18 protein-coding genes and 5 tRNA genes are annotated in these 25,277 nt (G+C 45.3%); 22 read left to right on the forward strand and 1 reads right to left on the reverse strand.

Annotation, left to right across the window (positions count from 1 at the left end; genetic code table 11):
• Nucleotides 1–65: 65 nt before the first annotated feature.
• From NWE73_RS04890 to NWE73_RS04905, 4 genes are all read left to right on the forward strand, one after another.
• Nucleotides 66–2,279: a sensor histidine kinase gene (locus NWE73_RS04890; RefSeq protein WP_277577165.1), complete on the forward strand. Its 2,214-nt coding sequence runs from the start codon at nucleotides 66–68 to the stop codon at nucleotides 2,277–2,279.
• Between the two features lie 46 nt (nucleotides 2,280–2,325).
• Nucleotides 2,326–3,702, forward strand: a complete 1,377-nt coding sequence (locus NWE73_RS04895; protein WP_277577166.1) for a sigma-54-dependent transcriptional regulator — start codon at nucleotides 2,326–2,328, stop codon at nucleotides 3,700–3,702.
• 36 nt (nucleotides 3,703–3,738) lie between these two features.
• Complete coding sequence (gene proS / locus NWE73_RS04900) at nucleotides 3,739–5,241, forward strand: proline--tRNA ligase (protein WP_277577167.1); 1,503 nt, start codon at nucleotides 3,739–3,741, stop codon at nucleotides 5,239–5,241.
• 214 nt (nucleotides 5,242–5,455) lie between these two features.
• Complete coding sequence (locus NWE73_RS04905) at nucleotides 5,456–6,160, forward strand: L,D-transpeptidase (protein ID WP_277577168.1); 705 nt, start codon at nucleotides 5,456–5,458, stop codon at nucleotides 6,158–6,160.
• 291 nt (nucleotides 6,161–6,451) lie between these two features.
• Here NWE73_RS04905 and NWE73_RS04910 read toward each other — a convergent pair whose 3' ends face one another.
• Nucleotides 6,452–7,696: a hypothetical protein gene (locus tag NWE73_RS04910; protein ID WP_277577169.1), complete on the reverse strand. Its 1,245-nt coding sequence runs from the start codon at nucleotides 7,694–7,696 to the stop codon at nucleotides 6,452–6,454.
• A gap of 345 nt (nucleotides 7,697–8,041) precedes the next feature.
• On the opposite strand from NWE73_RS04910, the gene pyrF reads away from it, so the two are divergent.
• From pyrF to rpsG, 18 genes are all read left to right on the forward strand, one after another.
• Nucleotides 8,042–8,761 carry an orotidine-5'-phosphate decarboxylase gene (gene pyrF, locus NWE73_RS04915; protein WP_277577170.1) on the forward strand — a complete coding sequence of 240 codons (720 nt, stop codon included), beginning with the start codon at nucleotides 8,042–8,044 and terminating at the stop codon, nucleotides 8,759–8,761.
• Complete coding sequence (locus tag NWE73_RS04920) at nucleotides 8,748–9,665, forward strand: TrmH family RNA methyltransferase (protein ID WP_277577171.1); 918 nt, start codon at nucleotides 8,748–8,750, stop codon at nucleotides 9,663–9,665. Before pyrF ends, NWE73_RS04920 begins: the two co-directional genes overlap by 14 nt.
• A 56-nt stretch (nucleotides 9,666–9,721) precedes the next feature.
• A tRNA-Thr gene (locus NWE73_RS04925) sits at nucleotides 9,722–9,797 on the forward strand.
• Between the two features lie 27 nt (nucleotides 9,798–9,824).
• Nucleotides 9,825–9,910 (forward strand) — tRNA-Tyr (locus NWE73_RS04930).
• A 74-nt stretch (nucleotides 9,911–9,984) separates the two neighbouring features.
• Nucleotides 9,985–10,061, forward strand: a tRNA-Gly gene (locus NWE73_RS04935).
• A gap of 20 nt (nucleotides 10,062–10,081) precedes the next feature.
• Nucleotides 10,082–10,156 (forward strand) — tRNA-Thr (locus tag NWE73_RS04940).
• Between the two features lie 75 nt (nucleotides 10,157–10,231).
• Nucleotides 10,232–11,422 (forward strand): elongation factor Tu, encoded by a 1,191-nt coding sequence (tuf, locus tag NWE73_RS04945; protein ID WP_277577172.1) that lies wholly within the window; start codon nucleotides 10,232–10,234, stop codon nucleotides 11,420–11,422.
• Between the two features lie 251 nt (nucleotides 11,423–11,673).
• Nucleotides 11,674–11,749: transfer RNA gene (locus tag NWE73_RS04950), tRNA-Trp, on the forward strand.
• Between the two features lie 24 nt (nucleotides 11,750–11,773).
• Complete coding sequence (gene secE / locus NWE73_RS04955) at nucleotides 11,774–12,151, forward strand: preprotein translocase subunit SecE (RefSeq protein WP_277577173.1); 378 nt, start codon at nucleotides 11,774–11,776, stop codon at nucleotides 12,149–12,151.
• A 10-nt stretch (nucleotides 12,152–12,161) separates the two neighbouring features.
• Nucleotides 12,162–12,695, forward strand: coding sequence for a transcription termination/antitermination protein NusG (gene nusG, locus NWE73_RS04960; protein WP_277577174.1), 534 nt, complete (start codon nucleotides 12,162–12,164; stop codon nucleotides 12,693–12,695).
• A 64-nt stretch (nucleotides 12,696–12,759) separates the two neighbouring features.
• Nucleotides 12,760–13,185: a 50S ribosomal protein L11 gene (gene rplK / locus NWE73_RS04965; RefSeq protein WP_277577175.1), complete on the forward strand. Its 426-nt coding sequence runs from the start codon at nucleotides 12,760–12,762 to the stop codon at nucleotides 13,183–13,185.
• 10 nt (nucleotides 13,186–13,195) lie between these two features.
• A complete protein-coding gene (gene rplA, locus NWE73_RS04970; protein ID WP_277577176.1) occupies nucleotides 13,196–13,894 on the forward strand; it encodes a 50S ribosomal protein L1 in 699 nt (232 codons plus the stop codon).
• A gap of 302 nt (nucleotides 13,895–14,196) precedes the next feature.
• Complete coding sequence (gene rplJ / locus NWE73_RS04975) at nucleotides 14,197–14,727, forward strand: 50S ribosomal protein L10 (protein ID WP_277577177.1); 531 nt, start codon at nucleotides 14,197–14,199, stop codon at nucleotides 14,725–14,727.
• 82 nt (nucleotides 14,728–14,809) lie between these two features.
• Entirely contained in the window at nucleotides 14,810–15,175 is a 366-nt protein-coding gene (gene rplL / locus NWE73_RS04980) for a 50S ribosomal protein L7/L12 (RefSeq protein WP_277577178.1), read from the forward strand.
• A 682-nt stretch (nucleotides 15,176–15,857) separates the two neighbouring features.
• Entirely contained in the window at nucleotides 15,858–20,057 is a 4,200-nt protein-coding gene (rpoB, locus tag NWE73_RS04985; RefSeq protein ID WP_277577179.1) for a DNA-directed RNA polymerase subunit beta, read from the forward strand.
• Between the two features lie 26 nt (nucleotides 20,058–20,083).
• Nucleotides 20,084–24,217, forward strand: coding sequence for a DNA-directed RNA polymerase subunit beta' (rpoC, locus tag NWE73_RS04990; protein WP_277577180.1), 4,134 nt, complete (start codon nucleotides 20,084–20,086; stop codon nucleotides 24,215–24,217).
• Nucleotides 24,218–24,408: 191 nt separating this feature from the next.
• Nucleotides 24,409–24,783 (forward strand): 30S ribosomal protein S12, encoded by a 375-nt coding sequence (gene rpsL / locus NWE73_RS04995; protein WP_277577181.1) that lies wholly within the window; start codon nucleotides 24,409–24,411, stop codon nucleotides 24,781–24,783.
• A gap of 14 nt (nucleotides 24,784–24,797) precedes the next feature.
• Entirely contained in the window at nucleotides 24,798–25,271 is a 474-nt protein-coding gene (gene rpsG / locus NWE73_RS05000; protein WP_277577182.1) for a 30S ribosomal protein S7, read from the forward strand.
• The last annotated feature ends 6 nt before the right edge of the window (nucleotides 25,272–25,277 follow it).

Below are 25,277 nucleotides of genomic sequence, written 5' to 3' on the forward strand. Positions count from 1 at the left end.
GTCGGAGCGGGGCGCTCTGGCGGAGCCGGGGTGCAACTGTTAAGTGTATTTGGCAAGGACGTGCTGTGAGTTCGGATGACAAGACACCTTTAAAGGATGAATTTCTTCCTTCTGGTCCTCAGGAGTTCAAAAAACGCCGCCGAGAAATCATTATTGTTCTCTTGGTGTCATTTTTATTCGTTTTGCTCACATGGTTTGAGATCCGTCTTTTTGCGACAAGCCAGCAATTGCCATTCGTTCACAGTATCTTTTTCTTCGGTCTCGTAAATTTCAATATCGTTTTACTTTTGCTTTTGTTGTTTATGATCTTCCGCAATGTCGTGAAGGTTTTCGTTGAACGACAGGGCAAGCTTTTTGGTTCCAGTCTTAAAGCCAAATTGATCGCAGCCTTTGTGGCCTTCAGCTTCGTTCCGACGGTGCTGATGTTTATTATTTCAGTCTTCTATATTAATTCGAGCTTCGATAAATGGTTTAGCGCCAAGATGGCGGGGGTTCTTAAAAGCTCTATCGAAGTCACCAATGCTTACTACTTCAATGCCAAGAAAAAGAACTACCACTTTGCCCATCAGATTGCGGATGCGGTTCGCCCCCTGCACAACTCTAACGAGGTAAAGAACAAGATCGAGACCCTGCGTAAAGAGTTCAGTCTGGATGCGGTGGAGTACTACCCATCACTTTTCGGCAAGCGCATCGTGGTTTCTGCCGAAGACGACACAGTCCCGACAGTCCCGGCGGTTTCGCTTGAGTTCCTGCAAAAAGGGATCAAGGTTCAGGCCGAAGCCAGCATCATCCATCAATTTGGGGATGGAAACTTAGTGCGGGTTATTGTTCCAGTGAAAGAGGGTGCTGATCGCGGCGCCATCGTCGTTTCAAGTTTTTTACCTCTCTCCCTTGTTTCAAAGATGGATGATATCTCGACAGCCTATGATGAGTTCCGCGATATCAATCCCCTGGAGTATCCTTTAAAATCGATTTATCTGATCATCTTGGTTTTGATGACCTTTGTGATTCTGCTTGCGGCAACCTGGTTTGGGTTTTATTTGGCCAAACAGTTATCAGTTCCGATCGTGCAATTGGGCCGAGCCACTCGGCGAGTCGCGGGTGGGGATTACACGACCTTGGATATTAAGTCGGGTTCTGAAGAGATCAATGATCTGATTGCAAGCTTCAATCAGATGACTGTGACTCTGGAGAAAACTCTGGAAAAACTCGATGAGCATGCCAGATATACAGATACAGTTCTGAAGAACGTCAATACCGGCGTTATTTCCGTCGATCAATCCGGCATGGTTTCGACCATCAATCGTCGTGCGGCGCAGTTGTTAAAAGTCGATCCGGAAAAGCATATTGGCTATTCAGTTCGGGACCTTTTGACTTTGGAATATTTCCGTACTTTTGCAGAACTTCTTAAGAACATGCAGGATAATAAAGTCGAAAGTATCCAGAAAGAACTGCGTATCAATGTTCATGGTGAAGCGATTCCTCTGCAAATGAGTCTTTCAATTTTGAAGGACGAAAAAGGCCAAGAGGTTGGTAAAATTCTGGTCTTTGACGATATGACACCACTGCAGAACGCCCAAAGGGCGGCAGCATGGACGGAAGTAGCTCGTCGTATTGCCCATGAAATTAAAAATCCTCTGACGCCGATCAAGCTGTCTGCAGAGCGATTGCAACGAAAATTTGGTGCTTCCATCACGGATCCTGCATTCAACGAATGTACGACTATGATTGTTAAGCAAGTCGATGGCCTGAAAAATCTTGTGAATGAGTTTTCTAATTTTGCCCGTTTGCCTCAGGCTCGTCCGGTGGTGGCTAATTTGAATTCAGTGGTTGAGGAGTCCTTGGGGTTATATCGCCAAGCTCATCCACAGGTTCATTTTGATTTTGCTCAAGACTTCGAATTGCCTGATTTTAAATTCGACCCTGATCAGATCAAGCGGGTTTTGGTCAATCTGGTTGATAATGCGGTGTCGGCTGTTGCGAAAGAGCCACAACCAACTGTGCAAATTATCACCCGTTACGACCGCGACATCAAAACCGTGCGCCTGACAGTGGCAGATAACGGCGAAGGCATCCCTGCGGCGGATCGAAATCGCATTTTTGAGCCTTACTACTCTACAAAAGAGAGTGGAACTGGATTAGGATTAGCCATCGTGAAAAGAATCATCGAAGACCATAACGGTTTCATCCGCGCTACTGCGAATGAGCCTAAAGGGGTGAAGATGGTGATCGAAATGCCCGTGAATGAAGTTGGCGCTTGGAAGCCATCTGAAGAGTAAACTGTGGTATCGGCATTTGCCGATACAATGACGAAAGAAGGTCGCTATGACGGCTCTATCTACTAAAATTTTGATTATCGACGACGAAGCTCCGATTCGTGATGTGCTTTCGGCCTCTTTAAGAGACGAAGGCTACCAGGTTTTCTTGGCACATGATGGGGAGTCGGGATTGAAAGCGATCCGCGAGGTTCAGCCTGATATCGTTTTCCAGGATATTTGGATGCCAGGAAAATACGACGGTATCGAAGTTTTGACCTTGGCTCGTAAAGAATTCCCTCATGTGGAATTTGTGATGATCTCTGGCCACGGAACGATTGAGACCGCTGTAAAAGCAACCAAGCTTGGCGCCTGGGACTTTATCGAAAAGCCGTTGTCGATGGATAAGATCCTGATCGTGATTTCAAACATCATGAGCTACCAACAACAAAAAGAAGAGAAAGCTCTTCTTTTGAACAAACTTAGAAAATCGATCGCTTTGATTGGGGAAGCTCCCGCGATCATCGCGACCAAGCAGATCATCGCGCGTGTGGCGCCAACAAACTCTTGGGTTTTGATCCAAGGGGAAGTGGGCTCTGGTAAAAAACTAGTTGCCGAAAATATCCATTACATGAGCCCTCGTGCCAGCCGTCCTTTTGTAGACATCAACTGCGGTGGCGTGCCGGAAGATCTTTTGGCTTCAGAAATCTTCGGGATTGAAAAAGGGGCTATGCCTGGCGTTGAGCGCACAAAAAAAGGAAAGTTGGATCTGGCTGCTGGCGGAACTCTGTTTATCGCTGAAATTGCAGAGATGAACAAAGAGGCCCAAGCGAAGCTTTTGGCTTACCTGGACGAGAAAAAATATACTCGCGTAGGAAGCACAGAGACTGTTGAGAATGACGTGCGTGTGATCGCCGCTTCCAGTAAGGATCTCGACAAAGAAGTTAAAGAGGGTCGTTTCAGAGAAGACCTGTACTACCGTTTGAACGTGATTCCATTCCGTGTGCCTTCTTTGAAAGAGCACGCTGAAGATATTCCGGTTTTGAGCTCTTACTTCGCTGATAATGTCGCCCGCGAAAGCGGATACCCTAAAAAGGCATTCTCAGAGCAGGCAATGGCACATATGATTTCATACCAATGGCCAGGGAATGTGCGTGAGCTTAAAAATTTCATCGAGCGCGTGTATATTCTTACTCCTGGAGACTTCGTCGATCTTCACGACGTGCGTTTTGCTGGCTTAGTGGATCAAGGGGATGGCAAATCTATGGATTTGCAGGATCTTTCGACCTTCCGAGAAGCTCGCGCACAGTTTGAAAAGGAATATCTTCTTAAGAAGATCGCCGAAAACAGTGGGAATATCAGTCGCACGGCAGAGGTGATCGGGCTTGAACGCAGTTACCTTCACCGTAAGATCAAAGCCTACGGAATTGATTCCAAAGATAATTAATATTTACTAAGTTAAGACTTTTTAGAAAGAAACAACATGGCAGATACAGCGATTACACCTACACGTTCTGAAAACTATCCTGAGTGGTACCAACAGGTCATCACCGCAGCTGACATGGCTGAAAACTCTCCAGTTCGTGGTTGTATGGTGATTAAACCCTGGGGTTATGCGGTTTGGGAAAACATGCAGGCCGTTCTTGATCGTATGTTCAAAGATACAGGACATGTGAATGCTTACTTCCCCCTTTTGATCCCACTTAGCTTTTTGGAAAAAGAAGCTGAACACGTAGAGGGATTCGCGAAAGAGTGCGCAGTTGTCACTCATCATCGTTTGAAGGGTGATGGAAATGGCAAACTTGTTCCTGATGGCGAACTTGAAGAGCCTCTTATCATTCGTCCAACCAGCGAAACGATCATCGGTCACCAATTTGCAAAATGGGTGAAATCTTACCGTGATTTGCCAGTGTTGATCAATCAGTGGTGTAACGTCATGAGATGGGAAATGCGTACACGTATGTTCCTAAGAACGGCAGAATTCCTATGGCAGGAAGGTCATACAGTTCATGCCACGGCGAAAGAAGCTCAGGAAGAAACTTTGCAGATGTTGGACGTTTACTCTGACTTTGCTGAGCAGTACATGGCGATGCCGGTGATCAAGGGTATGAAAACCAGTGATGAACGATTCCCGGGTGCTGTTGACACTTATACGATCGAAGCATTGATGCAAGATCGCAAGGCATTGCAGGCGGGCACTTCGCATTTCTTAGGTCAAAACTTCGCAAAAGCCTCTGGCATTAAGTATCTAAGTGCTGAAGGCAAAGAAGAAACGGCATGGACGACTTCATGGGGTGTTTCAACTCGTCTTATCGGCGGTTTGATCATGACCCACAGTGATGACAACGGATTCGTTGTTCCACCAAGAATCGCCCCATTGCATGTCGTAATCATTCCGATCTATCGCAATGATGAAGAGAAAAAACAAGTTCTCGAGTACGTACAAAGTCTTGCAAAGGAATTGAAGGCGCAAAGCTATTCTGGCGGCGCAGTTCGTGTCAAAGTCGACGACCGCGATATGCGCGGTGGTGATAAAGCATGGCAGTACATCAAACAAGGTGTTCCTGTACGTGTTGAAGTAGGGCCTCGTGATATGGCCAAAGGCGAAGTCTTTGTCGGTCGACGTGATCGTGGACCAAAAGAGAAAGCCGGTCAGGCGCGTGATGCCTTTGTCCAAAACATTTCAAGCACTCTTCAGGAAATTCAAGATGGCTTGTTTGAAAAGGCGAAAAAATTCAGAGACGAAAACATCAAACGTGTGACTTCTTTGGCGGACTTTGAAGCTTATTTCAAGGGCAACGATGAGACTTCGGCGCCAGGCTTTGCACTTGTACCTTGGTGTGAAGAAGGTATTGGTCATGACTTGCTTGCCACGTTGAAAGTGACTCCACGCTGTATTCCTTTGAATCAAGAGCCTGTTCAAGGTAATTGTATCTTCTCTGGAAAGCCTGCAACGAAATGGGTGCTTTTCGCTAAATCGTACTAATTTAGTAAATGGAATGAACTCACAATCAAAGGGACCATAAGTCTTGAGAGAGTGAACCATGTTTCAAAAAAAATCTGGAAATTTGTCAAACGGAGGGGATAACCCTCCGTTTTTTTATTTCATTTTGACCGATTCAAAACCCGAGCAGAATATTATTCCTAGAGCTATGGAGGACGTAAGCTAAACAAACTGACCAAATATTTGGGAGGGTCTGATGAGAGCTTTAATTCTTTCCTTTTTCTTGTTCATAGCCGCTTCTTCCAGTCTTGCAGAGGATGGTCTTAACGGTTCACCACAGCTGGATGACTTAATGACTCCGGACGAGCTTGCTGCGGAAGTAGGGGCACCACGAACGGAAATGAATCGTCCGGTGATTAGTCCTGAGGCTATCGCCGCCAATGACGGGATCGACGTTTTTCGAGAATACGCGATTGTCATCGAAGTGAATAAGGCTGCGTTCGGGTATGGCGCTCAACAAATGACTGTATCAGAAAATGGTGTGACGACGGCTGTCTGGCCCGTTTCTACGGGGCGGGAACAATACGAACGGGCCAAGAGTGGTCGTTGGTATTGGACCGTGACTCCCGCCGGGACGTTTTCGCCCTATCAATTAATCCGAGATCACTATTCGCAAACTTGGGAGGCGCATATGGAGTATGCCGCTTTTTTTAACGGTGGAATTGCGATCCATGCGACAACTCCGGATCACTATAAACAGCTAGGGACCCGGGCTTCTGGTGGCTGTGTTCGGTTGCATAAAGACAATGCGAAAATTATCTACGGAAAAATCCTGGCGCAAGGTCAAAGACTTGTGCCGCTTTTCAATATGAATGGCCGGGTCGCGCGGGACGTGAACGGAAATCCAATTCGTGTCATGGGATGGAATACCCTGATCATTGTTCGTGACGGGCTCTACTAGGTTGGCAACTAATTTTCAGATTAGATAAAAGGCTCGGCATCAGCGGAGCCTTTTATTTTCTCAAGTCTGGGGTTGCAGAACCTTGATTTGCAAAGGTCGGTTCAGCTTTTTTAGGTTCCGTATTTCTCGAGAAGATAAAACTCGAAAAAAATAAAAGCAGACAAATAATCACGGGAGTGATGGCTTTGAGGTTCATATAAATCCTCCGACTGAACTATCTTCGCCAGATCGGAGAGTAAAAGAAACTCTTCTGTAGTAGAGTTTCGATTACATTCTGAACATCATCGGGTGTTACCTTGCAAACGCACCATGCTTCAACAACTTAGGAGCAGCATAAGCTTTGAAAAGCTCATTTTTATTGCGCTCATTGAATTTTCCAGCGCGACTGCACATCAAATTGTCGAGGTCGAACTGATAACTCACAAATGCTTTCTCTGTGTCATCCCAGAACTCAATATAACAGTCTGGAAAGCCCAGTACGTGGCCATACTCATGGCGAATTGTCCACTGTGAGTCCCAAGACTCAATGGATACCTGAGAGTCCATGGTGATTGTGTCGCCACCAACATCTTCCACATATGCCACAGTGCCAGGGATGAATCGGATATTTGCAGCCGCTTTCGAGTCAAAATTTAACTTCAATCCGCCAGTGGTCCATTGCCATTCCGCTTCGACATTGTTTTTCACGAACAAATTGATCGCATCATTTTCGCTGGGCTTAAAACCCATCACCAAGCTACCTGCAGAGCTGTAAATATCTTTTCGAGGATTGGTGACTTCAAAAAGCTTTTCATAATTTCTTTGCGCCTGATCCTGATATTTTTTGTACATCTCAAAAAGAGTGCTATTGCGAAGAGCTCTCTCCATCAAGGTGTCGCAAGTAGGATCCCACTTTGTAGCATTGAAGCAAACGTCCCAAACCCAGCCTTTAAGTTGCTGTTGTCTTTCGACTGGCAAAGACTTGTAGTTTTGAAGTTCTTCTTTGAGTTTCTCATCGCCGATTTTTCCCAGAAAGCGAAGACCGCGGAAATCGAATATCTTCTGAGTGCGGAAGTAGGGAATATTCTTGCGCATTCCATTCCAGCGCAATGAATGAGAGTAAATCACGTCAATTTTCCGCGCCCACAAGCGATAAACCTCGAGGTCGACGGGGAGTGACGTCGGCAGGGAGGCTGTGCCCAGTAAGACGGTTTTGAGTTCCGGTGGCAGATCTTTCTCAATCAGCATCCAGCGCTCATTTAATAGAGCATCATTATAACGGAGCGGATCTTCCATCGGAATGCCTTTGGAGGACCCTGGATTTGAAAGCTGAATCTTATCTTCAGGTTTGCGATGAGCATTGAGAAGATTCAGCCATTCCAAGTTGCGAGGACCGATCGCCAAGGCATTATGCCAAGCTTGAGGAGGTTCTGCGACCAAGCCTTTAGTTGAACGAAACTCTTCAGGATAAGCCATCGAAGAAGCTTCCAAATCCGGAAGGCCATGAAAATGGCGGTGTAAAGCGGGGGAGGCTTCAACAGGGGACCAAAACTTCATTATAAGGAATAGTATCAACATGCGGCGGATAATAAGGAATGATAGTGAGGGGTCAAATGATTCCAACTAACAAGGCGTGTTGAACTGTTGAGCTATCAAGATGATTGCAAGGCTTGTTCTGTCCACAAAGTTGGGCTCATCATTTTGAGAGGATCGCTGTCTCAGTCCGAGCGGTCACGGGGGGAGAGGGGGGGCTCGTATTTGACTTTCATAAGGGCACTTCATATATCTTTAGCATAGAATATTGTTTCTTTAATCTGATGAACTCAGAGTTAAAAATCATTTCAAATGAGTTGAAGTGACAGTCCATTCTTCAGCGGTGCTGAAGTGCAAACCGGAGAGGCTATGAAGCGCAACCTCAAAGCAAGCCCGATGAAAAATCCAATCATCCTTGCTCTCGATGTAGATACAAAAGAGCAAGCCCTCAAAATTGCAGAGGAGCTGTCTGAAATTGTCGGTGGCTTTAAGCTTGGTCCCCGCCTCTGTCTTAGATATGGAATGGACTTCGTCAAAGAGATCGCAAAGCAGGGTCCCATTTTTTTGGACAATAAACACTTCGATATTCCCTCCACAATGGAAGCCGCCGTCAGAGCGAGTTTTGAGGCGGGTGCTTCCTTGGTCACTGTCCATGCTTTAAGTGGTCTTGAGGCCCTGAAAAAAATGGCTGAGGTTGAAAGGGAACTGAATGAACAAAGGCCTTTCCGTGTTCTCGCAGTGACTATTCTCACGTCATGGGATGAGCAATCTCTTCCTTCTAATTTCAAGGAGCAGTCGATCTCTCAGCACGTCGTTGAATTGGCAAATTTAGTTCAGGAGGCGGGCCTTTCCAGCATCGTTTGCTCTCCTCATGAATTAGACCTTTTACAAAATCGCGGTCTATATCTTGTCACTCCGGGAATTCGCACTAGTATGGCAAGCGCGGGCGATCAGAAGCGAATTATGGGTCCTAAGGCAGCACTCCAGTATGGAGCTTCTGCCTTGGTGGTAGGTCGCCCGATTCTAGAAGCAAAAAATATTAAAGAAGCAGCAACAGAATTTGTAATGGCAGTATATGAAGAAAAATAACTCTCGTCCTCCGCAAAAATCCGCACGTCCTCAATCAGGTTCTCGTCCTCAAAGTGGCGGCCGTCCTCAGTCATCTGGGCGTCCTCAGCATGCGGGTGGAAATCGTCCTCAACAAAGCAGCAATGCGCGCTCCGAGAATCATATTCCTCGTGAGTGGAGAATCGTTGTTGGCAATCATGCGATCAAAGAAGTCTTGGCAGTTCGTCCTAAGATGATCAAAGGCATGTGGTTGAAGGCGGGTTGGGAGTCTTCAGCCGATCTTCGTGAGATCGAAGAGCTTGCTCGCATGGCAAAAGTGAAAGTAGAGACTAGACAAGAGTCTGTAATTGATAAATTTGGATCGTCCCATCAGGGGGCGGCTTTATTTGTCGATGGAGCCCCAAACTTCGATATCAAAGGTCTAGAGAAACATGAAAAGTCAGTAGTTCTCATGTTAGACGGTATCGAAGATCCCCATAATTTAGGTGCGATTTTGAGAACCTCCTGGTTGACCGGCGCGCATGGTGTTTTGATCCCCGAAGACCGTGCGGTGGGTCTAACTCCGACCGTCCATAAAGTGGCCTGCGGAGGTGTCGAACATGTCCCGGTTGAGGAGACGACAAACTTCGCTAAGTATGCGGAAGAGTTGAAAAAACAAGGCTATTGGATTTACGGATTAAGCCCTCGTGGAAAGCGTTCCATCTTTGAGCTCGAGCTGCCAGATAAGGTTGTTTGGGCGATCGGAGCGGAAGATAAAGGAATGAGGGTGACAACCGAAAGATTGTGTGATGAATTAGCGTTCATTCCGCAGTCGAGCGCTTCGGCTTCATATAACGCATCGGTAGCCACCGCAATGGCACTAACCGAGACGTTGAGGCAGCACGCACCGCGCGGAAATCGAAAAAAATCTCAGTCTGATGAATAATTATCTTTGACGACTGTAGATTTTATCCAATATAACGTTTCGGTTATCTCAGGTAAGCTGGTTTAGCTCAATTGGTAGAGCAGCTGATTTGTAATCAGCAGGTTGCGGGTTCGAGTCCCATAACCAGCTCCAAATTTCTCTGAGTAAGCATTCACAAGTGGGTAGGTGCCCGAGTGGCTAAAGGGGGCGGACTGTAAATCCGCTGGCTTATGTCTACGAAGGTTCGAATCCTTCCCTGCCCACCATTTTTTTGAATGTTTACTTGGAGAAATTTGAGAGCGAGAGGAAGAGATTCTTCTCGGGCATTTTTTTCTGATGGGCGGGAGTAGCTCAATTGGCTAGAGTATCTGCCTTCCAAGCAGAGGGTTGCGGGTTCGAGACCCGTCTCCCGCTCCAAATATTCAGGAAATAAAGATGCCCATGTAGCTCAGTGGTAGAGCACACCCTTGGTAAGGGTGAGGTCGTCGGTTCGGCTCCGATCATGGGCTCCACTAAGTTGATTTGTTTAATTAGTTTTTGTGTTTGCTAAAGTAATTTAATTTTAAAAAATCTCTGCAGGAGGAATTATGTCTAAAGAGAAATTTAACCGTAATAAGCCGCATGTTAACATCGGTACAATCGGTCACGTCGATCATGGTAAAACAACTTTGACTGCTGCTATCACGACTACTCTTGCAGCAACTGGCAACGCGCAAGCAATGTCATACGATCAAATCGATAAATCTCCAGAAGAGAGAGAGCGTGGTATCACTATCTCTACTACTCACGTTGAATACGAAACAGCAAATCGTCACTATGCGCACGTTGACTGCCCAGGACATGCTGACTACGTAAAAAACATGATCACTGGTGCCGCTCAAATGGACGGAGCTATCTTGGTAGTTTCTTCTGCTGACGGTCCTATGCCACAAACTCGTGAACATATCCTTCTTGCTCGTCAAGTAGGTGTACCTGCTCTAGTTGTTTTCATGAACAAAGTAGACATGGTTGACGATAAAGAACTTCTTGAGCTAGTTGAGCTTGAAGTTCGCGAACTTCTTTCTAAGTACGAATTCCCTGGCGATGATATCCCAGTAGTAAAAGGTTCTGCTTTGAAAGCTTTGGAAGGCGATACTTCTGACATCGGTCGTCCATCTATCATGAGATTGATGGAAGCTTGTGACACTTACATCCCTGAACCGGTTCGTGCTATCGAGAAAACTTTCTTGATGCCAGTAGAGGACGTGTTCTCTATCTCTGGTCGTGGTACAGTTGTTACTGGCCGTGTTGAACGTGGTATCGTAAAAGTTGGTGACGAGATCGAAATCGTTGGTATCCGCCCAACTCAAAAAACTACTGTAACTGGTATCGAAATGTTCCGTAAGCTTCTTGATGAAGGTCGCGCTGGAGACAACTGTGGTGTTCTTCTTCGTGGTACTAAAAAAGAAGACGTTGAACGTGGTCAAGTTCTTGTTAAACCAGGAACTGTTAAGCCACACAAAAAATTCCGCGCTGAGGCTTACATCCTAACTAAAGAAGAAGGCGGACGTCACACTCCATTCTTCAATGGTTACCGTCCTCAATTCTACTTCAGAACTACTGACGTTACTGGCGTTTGTACTTTGAAAGCTGGAACTGAAATGGTTATGCCTGGTGACCGTGTAGAAGTAGCAGTTGAGCTTATCGCTCCAATCGCTATGGAAAAAGAGCTTCGCTTCGCTATCCGCGAAGGTGGCCGCACAGTTGGTGCCGGTGTAGTTGTTGAAATCCTTGAGTAGGATTAACGCAGCATTCGCTAATTAAAAATCGCCCGGGGGACTCCTTGACAAAAGGGTCCCCCTCGGTGTTTCTTGGCATCTCATAAAAGTATTAATTTTTGTGACGCATTTGCAGTCTCAAGCAAATCAAAAAATGAGATTATTGATGAGAATAAATCGATCGCAAGGCGCGAGGAGAAAGCTGTACATAGATGTACAGCGCCGACGAAGCAACGCAGTCGAGCGGTTTATTATCATCAATAAGATAGTGCAGGGGTGTAGCTCCAGCGGTAGAGCGAACGACTCCAAATCGTTAGGTCGTGGGTTCGAATCCCTCCGCCCCTGCCAATTTTGCATCATGGAAGAGGAACAATGGAAAAAGCCAACGCTAAGATTTTGACTCTAAGTTTTGCTATTGCTGGTGCGCTAGTAGGTTTGACTACTCATCTTCTCATCAAAGCTTTTGCTGGAGCTTTCGGTGTTGTTGCGAGAGCCGCTGATTCGGATATGGTAAGACATGGTCTTCCAGTAGCAATCGGTCTCGTATTGTTTGCAGCTCTACAATTCAATCCACGCGTTCGCGCATGGGGCGAAGAGGTTGTGACTGAAATTCGTAAGGTGGTTTGGCCTTCACGTAAAGACACAACTGCTATGACTATGGTTTGCGTAGTTATGGTTTTGATCTCAAGTGTGATCATCAGTACTTTCGATTTGATCTCAGGCTTTTTTATTAACTATCTAATGAAGTAAGGAACGGACTATGGAAAAAAAATGGTACATCGTTAACGTTCAGACTAGCTGTGAAAACACCGCTAAAAAAGCTATCGAAGAGAAGATCAAAACTTCCAAAATGGAAGAGTTCTTTGGCGACATCTTGATCCCTGCGGAAAGCGTAGTGGAGCTTGTAAAAGGCCAAAAACAGGTTAAATCACGTAAATTTTTCCCGGGTTATATCTTCGTTCAGATGTTTTTGAATGATGAGACTTGGCATCTGGTTAGAAATTCGTCTAAAGTGACCGGCTTCGTGGGTGGTACTAAAACTCGTCCTCCAGAGGTTCCGGAGGCTGAAGTTCTTCGTGTAACACAGCAAATGGCTGGCGTTGCTGAAAAACCAAAACCACGCGTGAAGTTCGCTGTTGGTGAGAATGTGACTGTTGTTGACGGTCCATTCAGTAACTTCCAGGGAACAGTAGAAGACGTTAACGAGGACAAAGCGAAGCTTAAAGTTCTTGTGAGCATCTTCGGTAGACCGACTCCAGTTGAGTTGGACTACATTCAGGTAGAAAAACAATAATTTTTCTTGAGGTCACATTGGGTGATCTTGGGAGTTTAAACAAATCCTCTTGCAGGAGTGGGTCATGGCAAAAAAAGTTACAGGAATGATCAAGCTGCAGATACCGGCAGGGAAAGCTAATCCAGCTCCTCCCGTTGGACCGGCGCTCGGACAGCATGGGGTAAACATCATGGAATTCTGTAAACAGTTCAATGCTCGTACGCAAGCATTGGGTGATAGCATCATCCCTATCATCATCACTGTTTATCAAGACAGATCGTTTACCTTTATCACTAAAACACCACCGGTGTCTTCTTTGATCAAAAAGGCGTTGAAATTGGAATCAGGTTCCAAAATGCCTCAAAAAGACAAAGTTGGAAAAATCAAACAAGATCAAATCAAAACTATCGCTACAACGAAGTTGCCTGATTTGAACTGCTTGAAAGTTGAATCAGCAATGTCACAAGTTGCGGGTACAGCTAAGAGCATGGGCATCGAGCTGGAAGGCTAGGGGTTGACATATGGCAGGTAAGAAATTCGCAGCAGCCTCTAAGAAGGTTGATTCTGCAAAAAAATACACTGTTGATGAAGCATTCAAACTCGTAGTTGAGTCCGCTCCAGCGAAGTTTGATGAATCTATCGACGTAGCATTGCGTTTGGGTATTGACCCTAAGCAATCTGATCAACAAGTTCGTGGCGCGATTGCATTGCCTCACGGTCTTGGTAAAGACGTAAAAGTAGTAGTTTTCGCAAAAGGCCCGAAAGAGGCTGAAGCAAAAGCTGCTGGTGCTGACTTTGTTGGCGCTGATGACCTTGTAGCTAAAATTCAAGGTGGCTGGTTGGATTTCGATAAATGTATCGCGACTCCAGACATGATGGCGACTGTTTCTAAAGTTGCTAAGATCCTTGGACCTAGAGGTTTGATGCCGAATCCAAAAATCGGTACTGTGACTATGAACGTTGGCGAAGCCGTAACTGCCGAGAAAAAAGGTAAGTTGGATTTCCGCGTTGATAAAGCAGGTATCGTACATGCTGGTATCGGTAAAAAATCAATGGGCGATGCTAAACTTCGTGATAACTTCCTCGTTCTTTTGGGCGCGCTAGTTAAAGCTAAGCCAGCATCTTCTAAAGGTATCTATCTTAAATCAATCTCTGTAGCTTCAACTATGGGTCCTGGTGTTAAGATTGAACCGAATGCGGCTGCAGCTATCGTAGGATAGTTCAGTTTGTAGGGCTTTGAGCCATCTACTCCGGCAAAGCTGGAGTAGAAATAAATTCGAAGCCCAGCCTTAATCGAGGCTTTAAAGCGATGAAAAATTTAATTAAGTTTTATTGCGATCAGAGACAGTAGGTTTCCAATTGTGGATCTAATCCTTCGCTTGTGAAGGGCCTGCCGAGATAAGGCAAAAAGGTATTCCAAAAATTCCAACATCCGTTGGGATTCAAGAACCTCCAAACCAACCTGATTCGCACAGACTCTCGAGTCATATCGAGGGAAAATCTAACGAAAGGAGGCTCACTTATGATCACTCGCGCAGATAAAGAGCAAGAGATTAAGCTAATCACGGAGAAATTCGGAAAAGCTAAAGGGGCTTTCATCGTAGACTTTAAAGGTATCAAGGTTGAGCAAGTTACTAACTTGCGCAAAAAATTGAATGCTGCTGAGTCTGAGATGAAGGTCGTTCGTAACACTCTTGCAAAAAGAGCGTTCAAAGATCACCCAGCTATTGAAAAAGCATTCGCTAATTCAATGAAAGGTACTAACGCCATCGTATTCTCATACGGTGAAGTGAACGCAACTGCAAAAACACTTGCTGACTTTGCTAAGGACGTTGAAGTTCTACAAATCAAATCAGGTGTGATGGATGGCGAAGCTTTGGATGATTCTAAGATTAAATTCTTGGCAACTCTTCCTGGCAAAGACCAACTCCGCGCTATGTTCTTGGCTACACTTCTTGCTCCAGCAACTACACTTGCTAGATGCTTGAACGTTTACGCTGAAAAACTTGGCGGCGGCGATGCTGCTGGTACTGAAGAAGCTCCACAAGCGTAATTGCTTGCATCCCGACTGTTCGGGATAAATGGTGCTGAATATTTGAATTTTTAAATAATTTTTTAAATCCCTGGAGGATTAAATGTCTCTAACTAACGATCAACTTGTTGACGCATTGTCTGCGAAAACAGTTCTTGAAATCGCTGAACTTGTAAAAATGCTTGAAACTAAATGGGGCGTTTCTGCTGCTGCTCCTGTAGCTGCTGCAGCTGGTCCTGCTGCTGCTGTTGAAGAAAAAACTGCATTCGACGTTATCTTGGTTGATGCTGGCGCGAACAAAATCAACGTAATCAAAGAAGTACGTGGTTTGACTGGTTTGGGTCTTGCTGAAGCTAAAGCTCTTGTTGAAGCTGGCGGCAAAGCAGTTAAAGAAGGCGCGACTAAAGAAGACGCTGAAAAAATCAAAAAAGCTCTTGAAGCTGCAGGCGCGAAAGTTACTGTTAAGTAGTTTTTGTTCTGACATTGATTTTGCCGAAAGCCTCGTGGAAACACGGGGCTTTTTGCTTTTTGGCCCCTTAGCAACGGCGGCCGCCTGAAAGCAAGGAATGGGTTCTATTAAATTCAGACACGCGCTTCCGGCGCTCGCCGGCCTGGAATACCGCATCCTGCGGGGCCGGAGGTCTGAATTTAATAGAACCCATTCCTTACTTCCAGGCTCATTGCTAAAGGACCAAAAATCAAAAAGCCCAACCTTGTTAGTGTTCAGGTGGTTTGGTAAATACCTAAGGAACACAATTACTTGACGCATAAACGAAGTGATCTCTGAGTTCCCGGAGATCTTCTTGTTTTTCCTTTTTCCGGAACATAACTCTGGATCTCTGAATCAGCCTTGCAATGCAAATTTAGCTATTAAGAAATCAGACCTCCGCCCCCGCAGGATGCGGTACCAAAGGGCGGTGAGCGCGGGAAGCGCGTGTCTGATTTCTTAATAGCTAAATTTGCGTTGTAAGGCGGCCTTCGGTGACCCAGAACTACCCCCGCAAAAGATTCAAGAAGCGGGCCAAAACCATTATAATCACTTGATTTATTGAAAACTTCGGGTAGGTTGAGATGCTTGCCTTTTATTTAATGTGGGTCTTGGTTTCTTCCCCCCGAAGTGAAGTTCCGATTTTCTTATCACGGAGAGTACATTGGAAAAAACTCCAGTTACGGCTTCTAACATTCGAGTTAGAAAGTCATTCGCGAAAAATAAGCAAGTCATTGATATTCCAAATCTGATTGAATTGCAGAAGAGCTCTTATGAAGCTTTCATTCAAAAAGATATGGATCCAGATCGCCGTGGCGAAGCTGGTCTTAATGGCGTTTTCAAATCTGTTTTCCCGATCACAGATTTCAACAACACTGCAAGCCTTGAGTTTGTAAGTTACACACTTGAGCCAGCTAAGTACGACGTAGACGAATGCCGTCAACGTGGTATGACTTTCGCTGCGCCAATCAAAGTAACTCTTCGTCTTATCGTTTTCGATGTTGATGAAGAAACTGAAGCGCGTTCTATTCGCGACGTAAAAGAGCAAGAAGTTTACCTCGGTGAAATTCCTCTTATGACTGCGAACGGTTCATTCATTATCAACGGTACTGAGCGCGTTGTTGTTTCTCAGTTGCATCGTTCTCCGGGCGTGTTCTTCGATCACGACGGTGGTAAAAACAATGCTTCTGGTAAACTTATCTACTCTGCACGCGTGATTCCTTACCGTGGTTCTTGGTTGGATGCTGAATTCGATCAAAAAGATTTGATCCACGTTCGTATCGACCGTCGTCGTAAGTTCCCTGTGACAATTCTTTTGAAAGCATTGGGATACAACGCGGAGCAATTGCTTGAGTACTTCTACGATCTTGATGAAGTTTACGTTAAAGGTGGAAAACTTTTCCGTAAGTTGGATATCGAGAGAATGTCAGGTCAAAGAGCATTGACTGACGTCCTAGATCCTAAAACAGGTGAAGCACTTGTTAAGGCTGGTCGTCGTATCACTCGTGCGATCGTTAAAAAAATTAAAGACCTCAACATCACTGAGCTTGAAGTAGAACCAGATGATCTTGATGGAAAAGTTTTGGCTAAGCCACTTATCGATGAATCTACAGGTGAGATCATCGCTGATGCGAATGCTGAACTAAACTCTGCGATCATCCGTCGCGCGATCGAAGCTGGTATCGAAAGCTTCTACATGATCTTCTTCGACGGTTTGACTGTTGGTCCTTACCTAAGAAATACGTTGTTGGTTGATAAAGTGACTAACAAAGATGAGTCTTTGGTTGAGATCTACAAACGCCTTCGTCCTGGTGAGCCTCCAACTTTGGAAGCTGCTACGACATTCTTCGGTCGTTTGTTCTTCGATCCAGAAACTTACGATTTGTCTGAAGTTGGTCGTATTAAGATCAATCACAGATTCGGTATTTCTATGGATGAGTGTCCTCCTTCTCACAGAACACTTACTCACAAAGATATCTTGAGCACTATCAAAACTCTTATCGACCTTAAAAACGGTCGCGGCGTTATCGATGACATCGATCACTTGGGTAACCGTCGTGTTCGTTCAGTAGGTGAGTTGCTTGAGAACCAATACAGAATTGGTCTCGTTCGTATGGAACGTGCGATTCGTGAGCGTATGTCTCTTCAAGATGTTGAGACAATGATGCCTCATGACCTCGTGAACGCTAAACCAGTGAACGCGGTTGTTAAAGAATTCTTCGGTTCATCTCAATTGTCTCAATTCATGGATCAAACGAATCCGTTGTCAGAGATCACGCACAAACGTCGTTTGTCTGCTCTTGGACCCGGCGGTTTGACTCGTGACCGTGCAGGTTTCGAAGTACGTGACGTACATCCTACGCATTACGGTCGTATCTGTCCGATTGAAACTCCAGAGGGACCAAACATCGGTTTGATCGCATCTTTGGCTACTTACGCTCGTATCAACAACTACGGTTTCATTGAGACTCCGTACAGAAAAGTTGATCAAGGTTCTGTATCTAAAGACATCAACTACTTGTCAGCTCTTGAAGAAGCTGGTCACTACATCGCTCCTGCGGCTCGTGACGAAGCTGGAAACAAAGCCATCCAAACTGCAACGACAATCACTCGTCGTGACGGTGAGTATGAGATCGTAGATAAAGAAAAAGTAGCTTTGATGGACGTTTCTCCATCTCAGTTGGTTTCTATCGCGGCGTCTTTGATTCCGTTCCTAGAGCATGACGATGCCAATCGTGCATTGATGGGATCGAACATGCAACGTCAAGCGGTGCCTTTGCTCCGTTCTCGCGCTCCACTAGTTGGAACAGGCGTTGAGAGACTTGTTGCTCGTGACTCTGGTACATCTGTTGTTGTTCAAAATGATGGTATCGTTGAAGAAGTAGATGCTTCTCGTATCGTTATCCGTCGTTTTGCTAAAGGCGGAGAACTTGGTGCGAACGTAGATATCTACAACCTCACTAAGTACCAACGTACGAATCAAAATACATGCTTCAATCAAAAACCAATCGTAACTGTTGGTGACAAGGTTTCTAAAGGCGACATCGTTGCTGACGGACCTTCTACTGAGCTTGGTGAGTTGGCATTGGGACAAAACATCCTGGTGGCCTTCACTCCTTGGCAAGGTTACAACTTCGAGGATTCTATCTTGATTTCTGAGCGTTTGTTGAAAGACGACGTTTACACATCTATTCACATCGAAGAGTTCGAGTGCGTAGCGCGTGACACGAAATTGGGTAAAGAAGAGATCACTCGCGATATCGCCAACGTTGGTGAAGAAGCGCTTAAAGATCTTGATAGCTCTGGTATCGTTCGCATCGGTGCGGAAGTTCGTCCAGGCTTCATCCTAGTTGGTAAAGTAACTCCTAAAGGTGAAACACAACTTTCTCCTGAAGAAAAACTCTTGAGAGCGATCTTCGGTGAAAAAGCGGGCGATGTACGTGATACATCTCTTCGTGCTCCATCTGGCGTTTACGGAACTGTTATCGACGCTCAAGTTTACTCTCGTGAAGGTGCTGACCGTGACGAACGTTTGGCTTCAATCATCGAAGAGAAAAAACGCAAACTTGAAAAAGATTTGGCAGTTGAGCAAAACGTTATCAAAAATAACTCGATCTCAAAACTTCGCGACATCCTGGTAGGTAAAATCACTACTGGCGTATTGTTGAATGAAGACGGAAGCCAAAAGCTTCTTAATAAAGGTCAAAACATCACTGTAGCGGATATCGAAACAATTCCATTTGAATTGTTGAACTATATCCCTCTTGAGCAAGACCTTGAGTTCCAAGTTAACAAAATCATCGACAACGCTCGTAACCAACTTGACGCAGTTAAATTGGTATTCAACGAGAAGATCGATCGTCTCCGTAAAGGTGACGAGTTGCCTCCTGGCGTGATCAAAATGGTCAAAGTTTACGTTGCGATTAAACGTAAAATGCAAGTCGGCGATAAGTTCGCGGGCCGCCACGGTAATAAAGGTGTCGTTTCTAAAGTATTGCCTGTTGAAGACATGCCATACCTTGCAGACGGTTCACCGGTTGACATGGTTCTAAATCCACTGGGCGTTCCTTCTCGTATGAACATCGGGCAAATCCTCGAGGTGCATTTGGGTTGGGCTGCGCACAATCTTGGTAAGCAACTAGGCGAACACTTAACTAAGTGGAATGCTGAAAATGCTCGTAAAGAAATGAAAGATATCTTCAGTGATGACGAAATCAGCGCGAAACTTGACGGTGCTGACGACGCTTCATTGAAAGCAATGGTAACTCGTATGAAGAACGGTGTGCACGTTGGCACTCCAGTATTCGACGGTGCTCGTGAATCAGACGTGAAGGGCTTGCTTGCAAAAGCAGAAGTTCCTAGCTCTGGTAAGTCTATCCTGTTCGATGGTCGTACAGGTGAGCCGTTCACGAACCCTGTTACTGTCGGTATCATGTACATGCTTAAGCTTCACCATCTGGTTGAAGAGAAGATCCATGCGCGTTCTATCGGACCTTATTCACTCGTTTCGCAACAACCATTGGGCGGTAAAGCACAATTCGGTGGTCAGCGTCTAGGGGAGATGGAAGTCTGGGCGATCGAGGCATACGGAGCTGCATACTCACTACAAGAGTTCCTCACTGTTAAGTCAGATGACGTAGCGGGAAGAACACGTATGTATGAAAGCATCGTGAAGGGTGAAAATATCCTTGAGCCGGGCTTACCTGAATCATTCAACGTATTGGTGAAAGAGCTTCAGTCTCTTGCATTGAATGTTGAGTTGATGGAGTCCGACATCCTTCGTGACCAAGATGAAGATCTTGGCGACGACGGTATCGAGGGTGGTGGATCTGTTTCGACTCCAAGTGAGTCGGGTCAGCATTAATTAATAACTAACAACAGGGGTGTTCTTTGAGAGACTTGTTGAATTTTTTCGATAAACCAAAAGATCCACTTTCGTTTGACGCCGTACGAGTATCGTTGGCGTCACCTGAAATGATTCGTGATTGGTCATTTGGTGAAGTTAAGAAGCCGGAAACTATCAACTATCGTACATTCAAGCCTGAGCGTGATGGCTTGTTCTGTGCGAAAATCTTCGGTCCTATTAAGGACTACGAATGCTTGTGCGGTAAGTACAAGCGTATGAAATATCGTGGCGTCGTCTGTGAAAAGTGCGGCGTTGAAGTAACACAAACTAAAGTTCGTCGTGAACGTTTAGGTCATATTGAGCTTGCAACTCCAGTAGCACATATCTGGTTCTTGCGCTCTTTGCCTTCTCGTATCGGTAACTTGCTCAATCTTTCTCTGAAAGATGTTGAGAAAGTTTTGTATTGTGAAGCACACGTGGTTATCGATCCAATGGAAACTACATTGGAAGAGGGCCAAGTATTGACTGAAGAAGCATTGAATGCAGCTTTGAATGAATTCGGTCCAGCTTTCAAATACGGCATGGGCGGCGAAGCTGTTCGTGACCTTTTGAGAAAAATTGACCCTGAATACTTGTCACGCAAACTTCGTCTAGAAGCTAAAGATGTTAAATCTGAAGCGGGTATGAAGAAGATCACGAAGCGTCTTAAAGTTGTAGAAGCTTTCAAAGGCTCTATCAACAAGCCTGAGTGGATGATGTTGGAAGCACTTCCAGTATTGCCACCGGATCTTCGTCCTCTAGTTCCACTAGATGGCGGTCGTTTCGCGACTTCAGATCTAAATGATCTTTACCGTCGTGTTATCAACCGTAATAACCGTTTGAAACGTCTTCAAGAGCTAAACGCTCCAGACATCATCATCCGCAATGAGAAGCGTATGCTTCAAGAGGCGGTTGATGCGTTGTTGGACAACGGTCGTCGCGGTAAGACTTTCACTGGTCCGAACAAACGTCCTCTTCGCTCTCTTTCTGATATGTTGAAAGGTAAGCAAGGTCGTTTCCGTCAAAATCTACTAGGTAAACGTGTCGACTACTCTGGTCGTTCGGTTATTACAGTAGGTCCGACATTGAAACTTCACCAGTGCGGTCTTCCTAAGAAGATGGCTCTCGAGTTGTTCAAACCATTCGTTTACAACAAACTCGAAGAAAAAGGTCTTGCGACTACAATCAAGCAAGCTAAAAAACTTGTTGATCAAGAGACAGTAGAAGTTTGGGATATCCTGGCTGACGTTGTAAAAGAACATCCAGTTCTTTTGAATCGTGCGCCAACTCTTCACAGATTGGGTATCCAAGCTTTCGAACCAGTACTTCACGAAGGTAAAGCAATCCAATTGCATCCTTTGGTGTGTACGGCATTCAATGCCGACTTCGACGGTGACCAAATGGCGGTCCACGTTCCACTTTCTGTGGAATCTCAAGTTGAAGCTCGCGTGTTGATGATGTCTACGAACAATATCCTTTCTCCTGCGTCAGGTAAGCCAATCATCAATCCATCACAAGATATCGTGTTGGGCTTGTACTGGTTGACTCGTATGCGTCCTGGAGCAAAAGGTACTGGCAAAGTATTCTCAAGCGTTCAAGAAGCTCAGTATGCTTACGAGACTGGTCTCGTAGATCTACAAGCTGCTTGTAAAGTGCGTTTGCATGGCAAAGTTCAAGAAACGACAGTGGGTCGTGCGATCTTGTCTGACAACGTACCTAAAGAAGTTCCTTTCAACGAAGTGAACTTGACGATGAATAAGAAACAAATCGCAGCTTTGATCGACAAGACTTTCCGTCTTGCGGGTGCAAAAGCGACTTGTATCTTGGCTGATAAAATCATGGAACTTGGTTTCAAATATTCAACTGCGGCAGGTATGTCTATCGGTATCGATGACATGGTTATCCCAGCTGCGAAGGCAACTTTGATTGCTGACGCTGAGAAACAAGTTACTGAGATCCAACAGCAATACGATGAAGGTTTGATCACAGATGGTGAGCGCTACAATAAGGTAGTGGATATCTGGGCGCAAACTGCAGATAAGATTGCTAAAGAAGGTATGAACGCGATTGAAAAACAAACGTTCGTAGTCAACGGTAAAGAAACTGTTGGACCTTCATTCAATCCGATCTTCATCATGGCTGACTCCGGAGCCCGTGGTTCCGCTGCGCAAATTCGTCAGTTGGGCGGTATGCGTGGTTTGATGGCGAAACCATCAGGTGAGATCATCGAAACTCCGATCACTGCAAACTTCCGTGAAGGTTTGACAGTTATTCAATACTTTATCTCTACGCATGGTGCTCGTAAGGGTCTTGCCGATACAGCTTTGAAAACTGCGAACTCTGGTTACTTGACTCGTCGTTTGGTTGACGTTGCTCAAGACGTGGTTGTTTCTGAGATCGATTGCGGTATCGAAGATGGTTTGGAAATCACTCCAGTTTACGAAGCTGGTGAGATCATCCAAAATATCGGTGACCGTATCCTTGGTAGAACAGCGTTGAAAGACGTTGTTGATCCAGCAACAAACAATGTTGTTGTGAAAGCAAACCAAGAGATCACTGAAAATGATGTTAAAACTATCGAAGGCCTTGGTATCGACAAAGTTGATATCCGTTCGGCTCTCGTGTGCCAATCTAAACGCGGCGTGTGCGTGAAGTGTTATGGCCGTGACTTGTCTCGTGGTGCGACTGTGAACTTGGGTGAGACCGTTGGTATCATCGCAGCTCAGTCAATCGGTGAGCCTGGTACACAGTTGACGATGAGAACGTTCCACTTGGGTGGTGCGGCTTCTCGTGCGGTTGAACAATCTGTTCATACTTCTCGTTACGACGGTACTTTGAAACTTCTTAACGTTCATGCAGTTGCAAACCGTAATGGTAAATTGACTGTTATGAATCGTAACGGTTCCGCTCTAGTAATGGACGAAACTGGTCGTGAAAGAGAGAATTTCAAACTCGTTTACGGCGCTATTTTGAACTTTAAAGAAGGTGATAAAATCACTAAAGGTCAAACGGTTGCTGAGTGGGATCCTTATTCGAATCCAATCATCGCAGAGGTTTCTGCGAAGATCCAATACCAGGATATCGAAGAAGGTTCGACAATGCAGGAGCAAGTGGATGCGGTAACTGGTTTCGCGACCAAAGTTATCATGGAATCCAAATCTTCTGACAACAAACCAACAGTATTCCTTGTTGATGGCAACGGTAAGACGTTGACTCTTCCTGGTCGTGACATCCCTGCGAGATATTTGATCCCAGTGGGTGCTCAACTTCTAGTGACTGATGGACAAGAAGTTCATTCAGGTGACGTGATTGCGAAAATGCATCGTGAGACTTCTAAAACGAAGGATATCACGGGCGGTCTTCCGCGCGTTGCTGAATTGTTTGAAGCTCGTAAACCGAAAGAAGCGGCTATCATCTCTGAGATCGATGGTTATGTGACATTCGGTAAAGACGTTAAAGGTAAACAGCGTGTAATTGTAACTCCTGAAGTGGGTGAGCAAAAAGAATACCTCATCCCTAAAGGTAAGCACGTTGCTGTAAGAGAAGGTGAGTACGTAAGAGCCGGTGAGGCGTTGATGGACGGTCCAACAAATCCTCATGACATTCTGGCGGTTCTGGGTGCGAAAGCCCTTTCTGCATACCTTGTTGACGAAATCCAAGAAGTTTACAGACTTCAAGGTGTGGGTATCAATGACAAGCACATCGAAGTGATTGTTCGCCAAATGCTACGTAAAGTAGAAATCAAGGACGCTGGAGACAGCCGCTTCTTGGCCGGTGAGCAAGCAGAGAGATATGCTTTCGATCAAGAAAACGAACGTATTAATCGTGAAGGTGGACAACCTGCTACATGCAACCCACTTCTTCTAGGTATCACGAAAGTTTCTTTGAGTACTGACAGCTGGATCTCGGCGGCGTCATTCCAAGAGACCACAAAGGTTCTTACGGAAGCGGCGATCAACTCTCGCACAGACTACTTGCGTGGTTTGAAAGAGAATATCATCATGGGTCGTTTGATCCCTGCTGGTACGGGTTTGACTTCATACAAACGCTGGAAAGTGTCTGTAGCTGAAGACGACGATACAAATTACGTGGCAGCTTTGCCAGGTATGACGTCTTCGACTCAGCCTCACCAGGGTTAGAACGTCCATTTTCGGGTTAAACCGGGGTGGATAAGTCTTAAAAAGGTGTAAAAAGCTCCAAAAGGGAATCTCACAGCCCTTTTGGAGATATAAATTTAATAACAAAGTCTTGACCAGGGCGCTTTTGGTAATGTAATTTCCAGCGTCCTGAGTTCGAGGATTTCGAATAAATTGTTTAAGGGGTTTTAAAAGTGCCTACAATTAATCAGCTCATCAAAAATGAGCGTACAGTTCAAAAGAACCAAACAAAGTCTCCGGCTTTGTCATCTTGCCCTCAACGCCGTGGCGTTTGTACTCGTGTTTACACGACTACGCCTAAGAAACCGAACTCAGCGCTTCGTAAAGTTGCTAAAGTTCGTCTATCTAACGGTTTTGAAGTTATCTCTTACATTCCTGGTATCGGTCATAACCTTCAAGAGCATAGCGTTGTCTTGATCCGTGGTGGTCGTGTGAAGGACTTACCGGGCGTTCGTTACCATATCGTACGCGGTGTATTGGATCTTCAAGGTGTGAACGGCCGTCTACGTGCTCGTTCTAAATACGGTACTAAGAGACCTAAGAAATAATAAGGAATTGACACATGTCACGTCGTAAAAAGACCTTTAAAAGAGAAGTAATTCCAGATCCAGTTTTCAAAGATCTAGTTATTGCTAAGTTCATTAACAAAATGATGATCCAAGGCCGTAAAGCTACAGCTCAGAAACTTTTCTACGGAGCTCTTGCTGAGCTTGAAGGTAAAGTTCCAAATGAAGAGCCAATGGCAGTATTCAAGAAAGCTCTTGAAAACGTTAAGCCTTCTATCGAAGTTCGTTCACGCCGTGTAGGTGGTGCTACTTACCAAGTACCGGTTGACGTTCGTCCATCTCGTCGTTTGGCTTTGGCTATGCGTTGGTTGGTAGAGTACTCACGTGCTCGTGGCGAAAAAGACTACGCTAAACGCTTGGCTGGTGAGTTCATCGACGCTTACAACAATAGAGGTAACTCTATTAAGAAGAAAGACGATGTTCACCGTATGGCTGAAGCGAACAAGGCTTTCTCTCACTACAATTGGTAATCTGTA

Origin of the sequence: Bdellovibrio svalbardensis (genome assembly GCF_029531655.1) — a bacterium.
GTDB lineage: Bacteria > Bdellovibrionota > Bdellovibrionia > Bdellovibrionales > Bdellovibrionaceae > Bdellovibrio > Bdellovibrio svalbardensis.

Coding starts and splice junctions, on each gene's coding strand:
- pyrF (WP_277577170.1), top strand. CDS start 8,042: ATGAAGCGCAACCTCAAAGCAAGCCCGATGAAAAATCCAATCATCCTT.
- rplK (WP_277577175.1), top strand. CDS start 12,760: ATGGCAAAAAAAGTTACAGGAATGATCAAGCTGCAGATACCGGCAGGG.
- rplL (WP_277577178.1), top strand. CDS start 14,810: ATGTCTCTAACTAACGATCAACTTGTTGACGCATTGTCTGCGAAAACA.
- NWE73_RS04895 (WP_277577166.1), top strand. CDS start 2,326: ATGACGGCTCTATCTACTAAAATTTTGATTATCGACGACGAAGCTCCG.
- proS (WP_277577167.1), top strand. CDS start 3,739: ATGGCAGATACAGCGATTACACCTACACGTTCTGAAAACTATCCTGAG.
- secE (WP_277577173.1), top strand. CDS start 11,774: ATGGAAAAAGCCAACGCTAAGATTTTGACTCTAAGTTTTGCTATTGCT.
- rplA (WP_277577176.1), top strand. CDS start 13,196: ATGGCAGGTAAGAAATTCGCAGCAGCCTCTAAGAAGGTTGATTCTGCA.
- nusG (WP_277577174.1), top strand. CDS start 12,162: ATGGAAAAAAAATGGTACATCGTTAACGTTCAGACTAGCTGTGAAAAC.
- NWE73_RS04920 (WP_277577171.1), top strand. CDS start 8,748: ATGAAGAAAAATAACTCTCGTCCTCCGCAAAAATCCGCACGTCCTCAA.
- rpsG (WP_277577182.1), top strand. CDS start 24,798: ATGTCACGTCGTAAAAAGACCTTTAAAAGAGAAGTAATTCCAGATCCA.
- tuf (WP_277577172.1), top strand. CDS start 10,232: ATGTCTAAAGAGAAATTTAACCGTAATAAGCCGCATGTTAACATCGGT.
- NWE73_RS04905 (WP_277577168.1), top strand. CDS start 5,456: ATGAGAGCTTTAATTCTTTCCTTTTTCTTGTTCATAGCCGCTTCTTCC.
- NWE73_RS04910 (WP_277577169.1), bottom strand. CDS start 7,696: ATGAAGTTTTGGTCCCCTGTTGAAGCCTCCCCCGCTTTACACCGCCAT.
- rplJ (WP_277577177.1), top strand. CDS start 14,197: ATGATCACTCGCGCAGATAAAGAGCAAGAGATTAAGCTAATCACGGAG.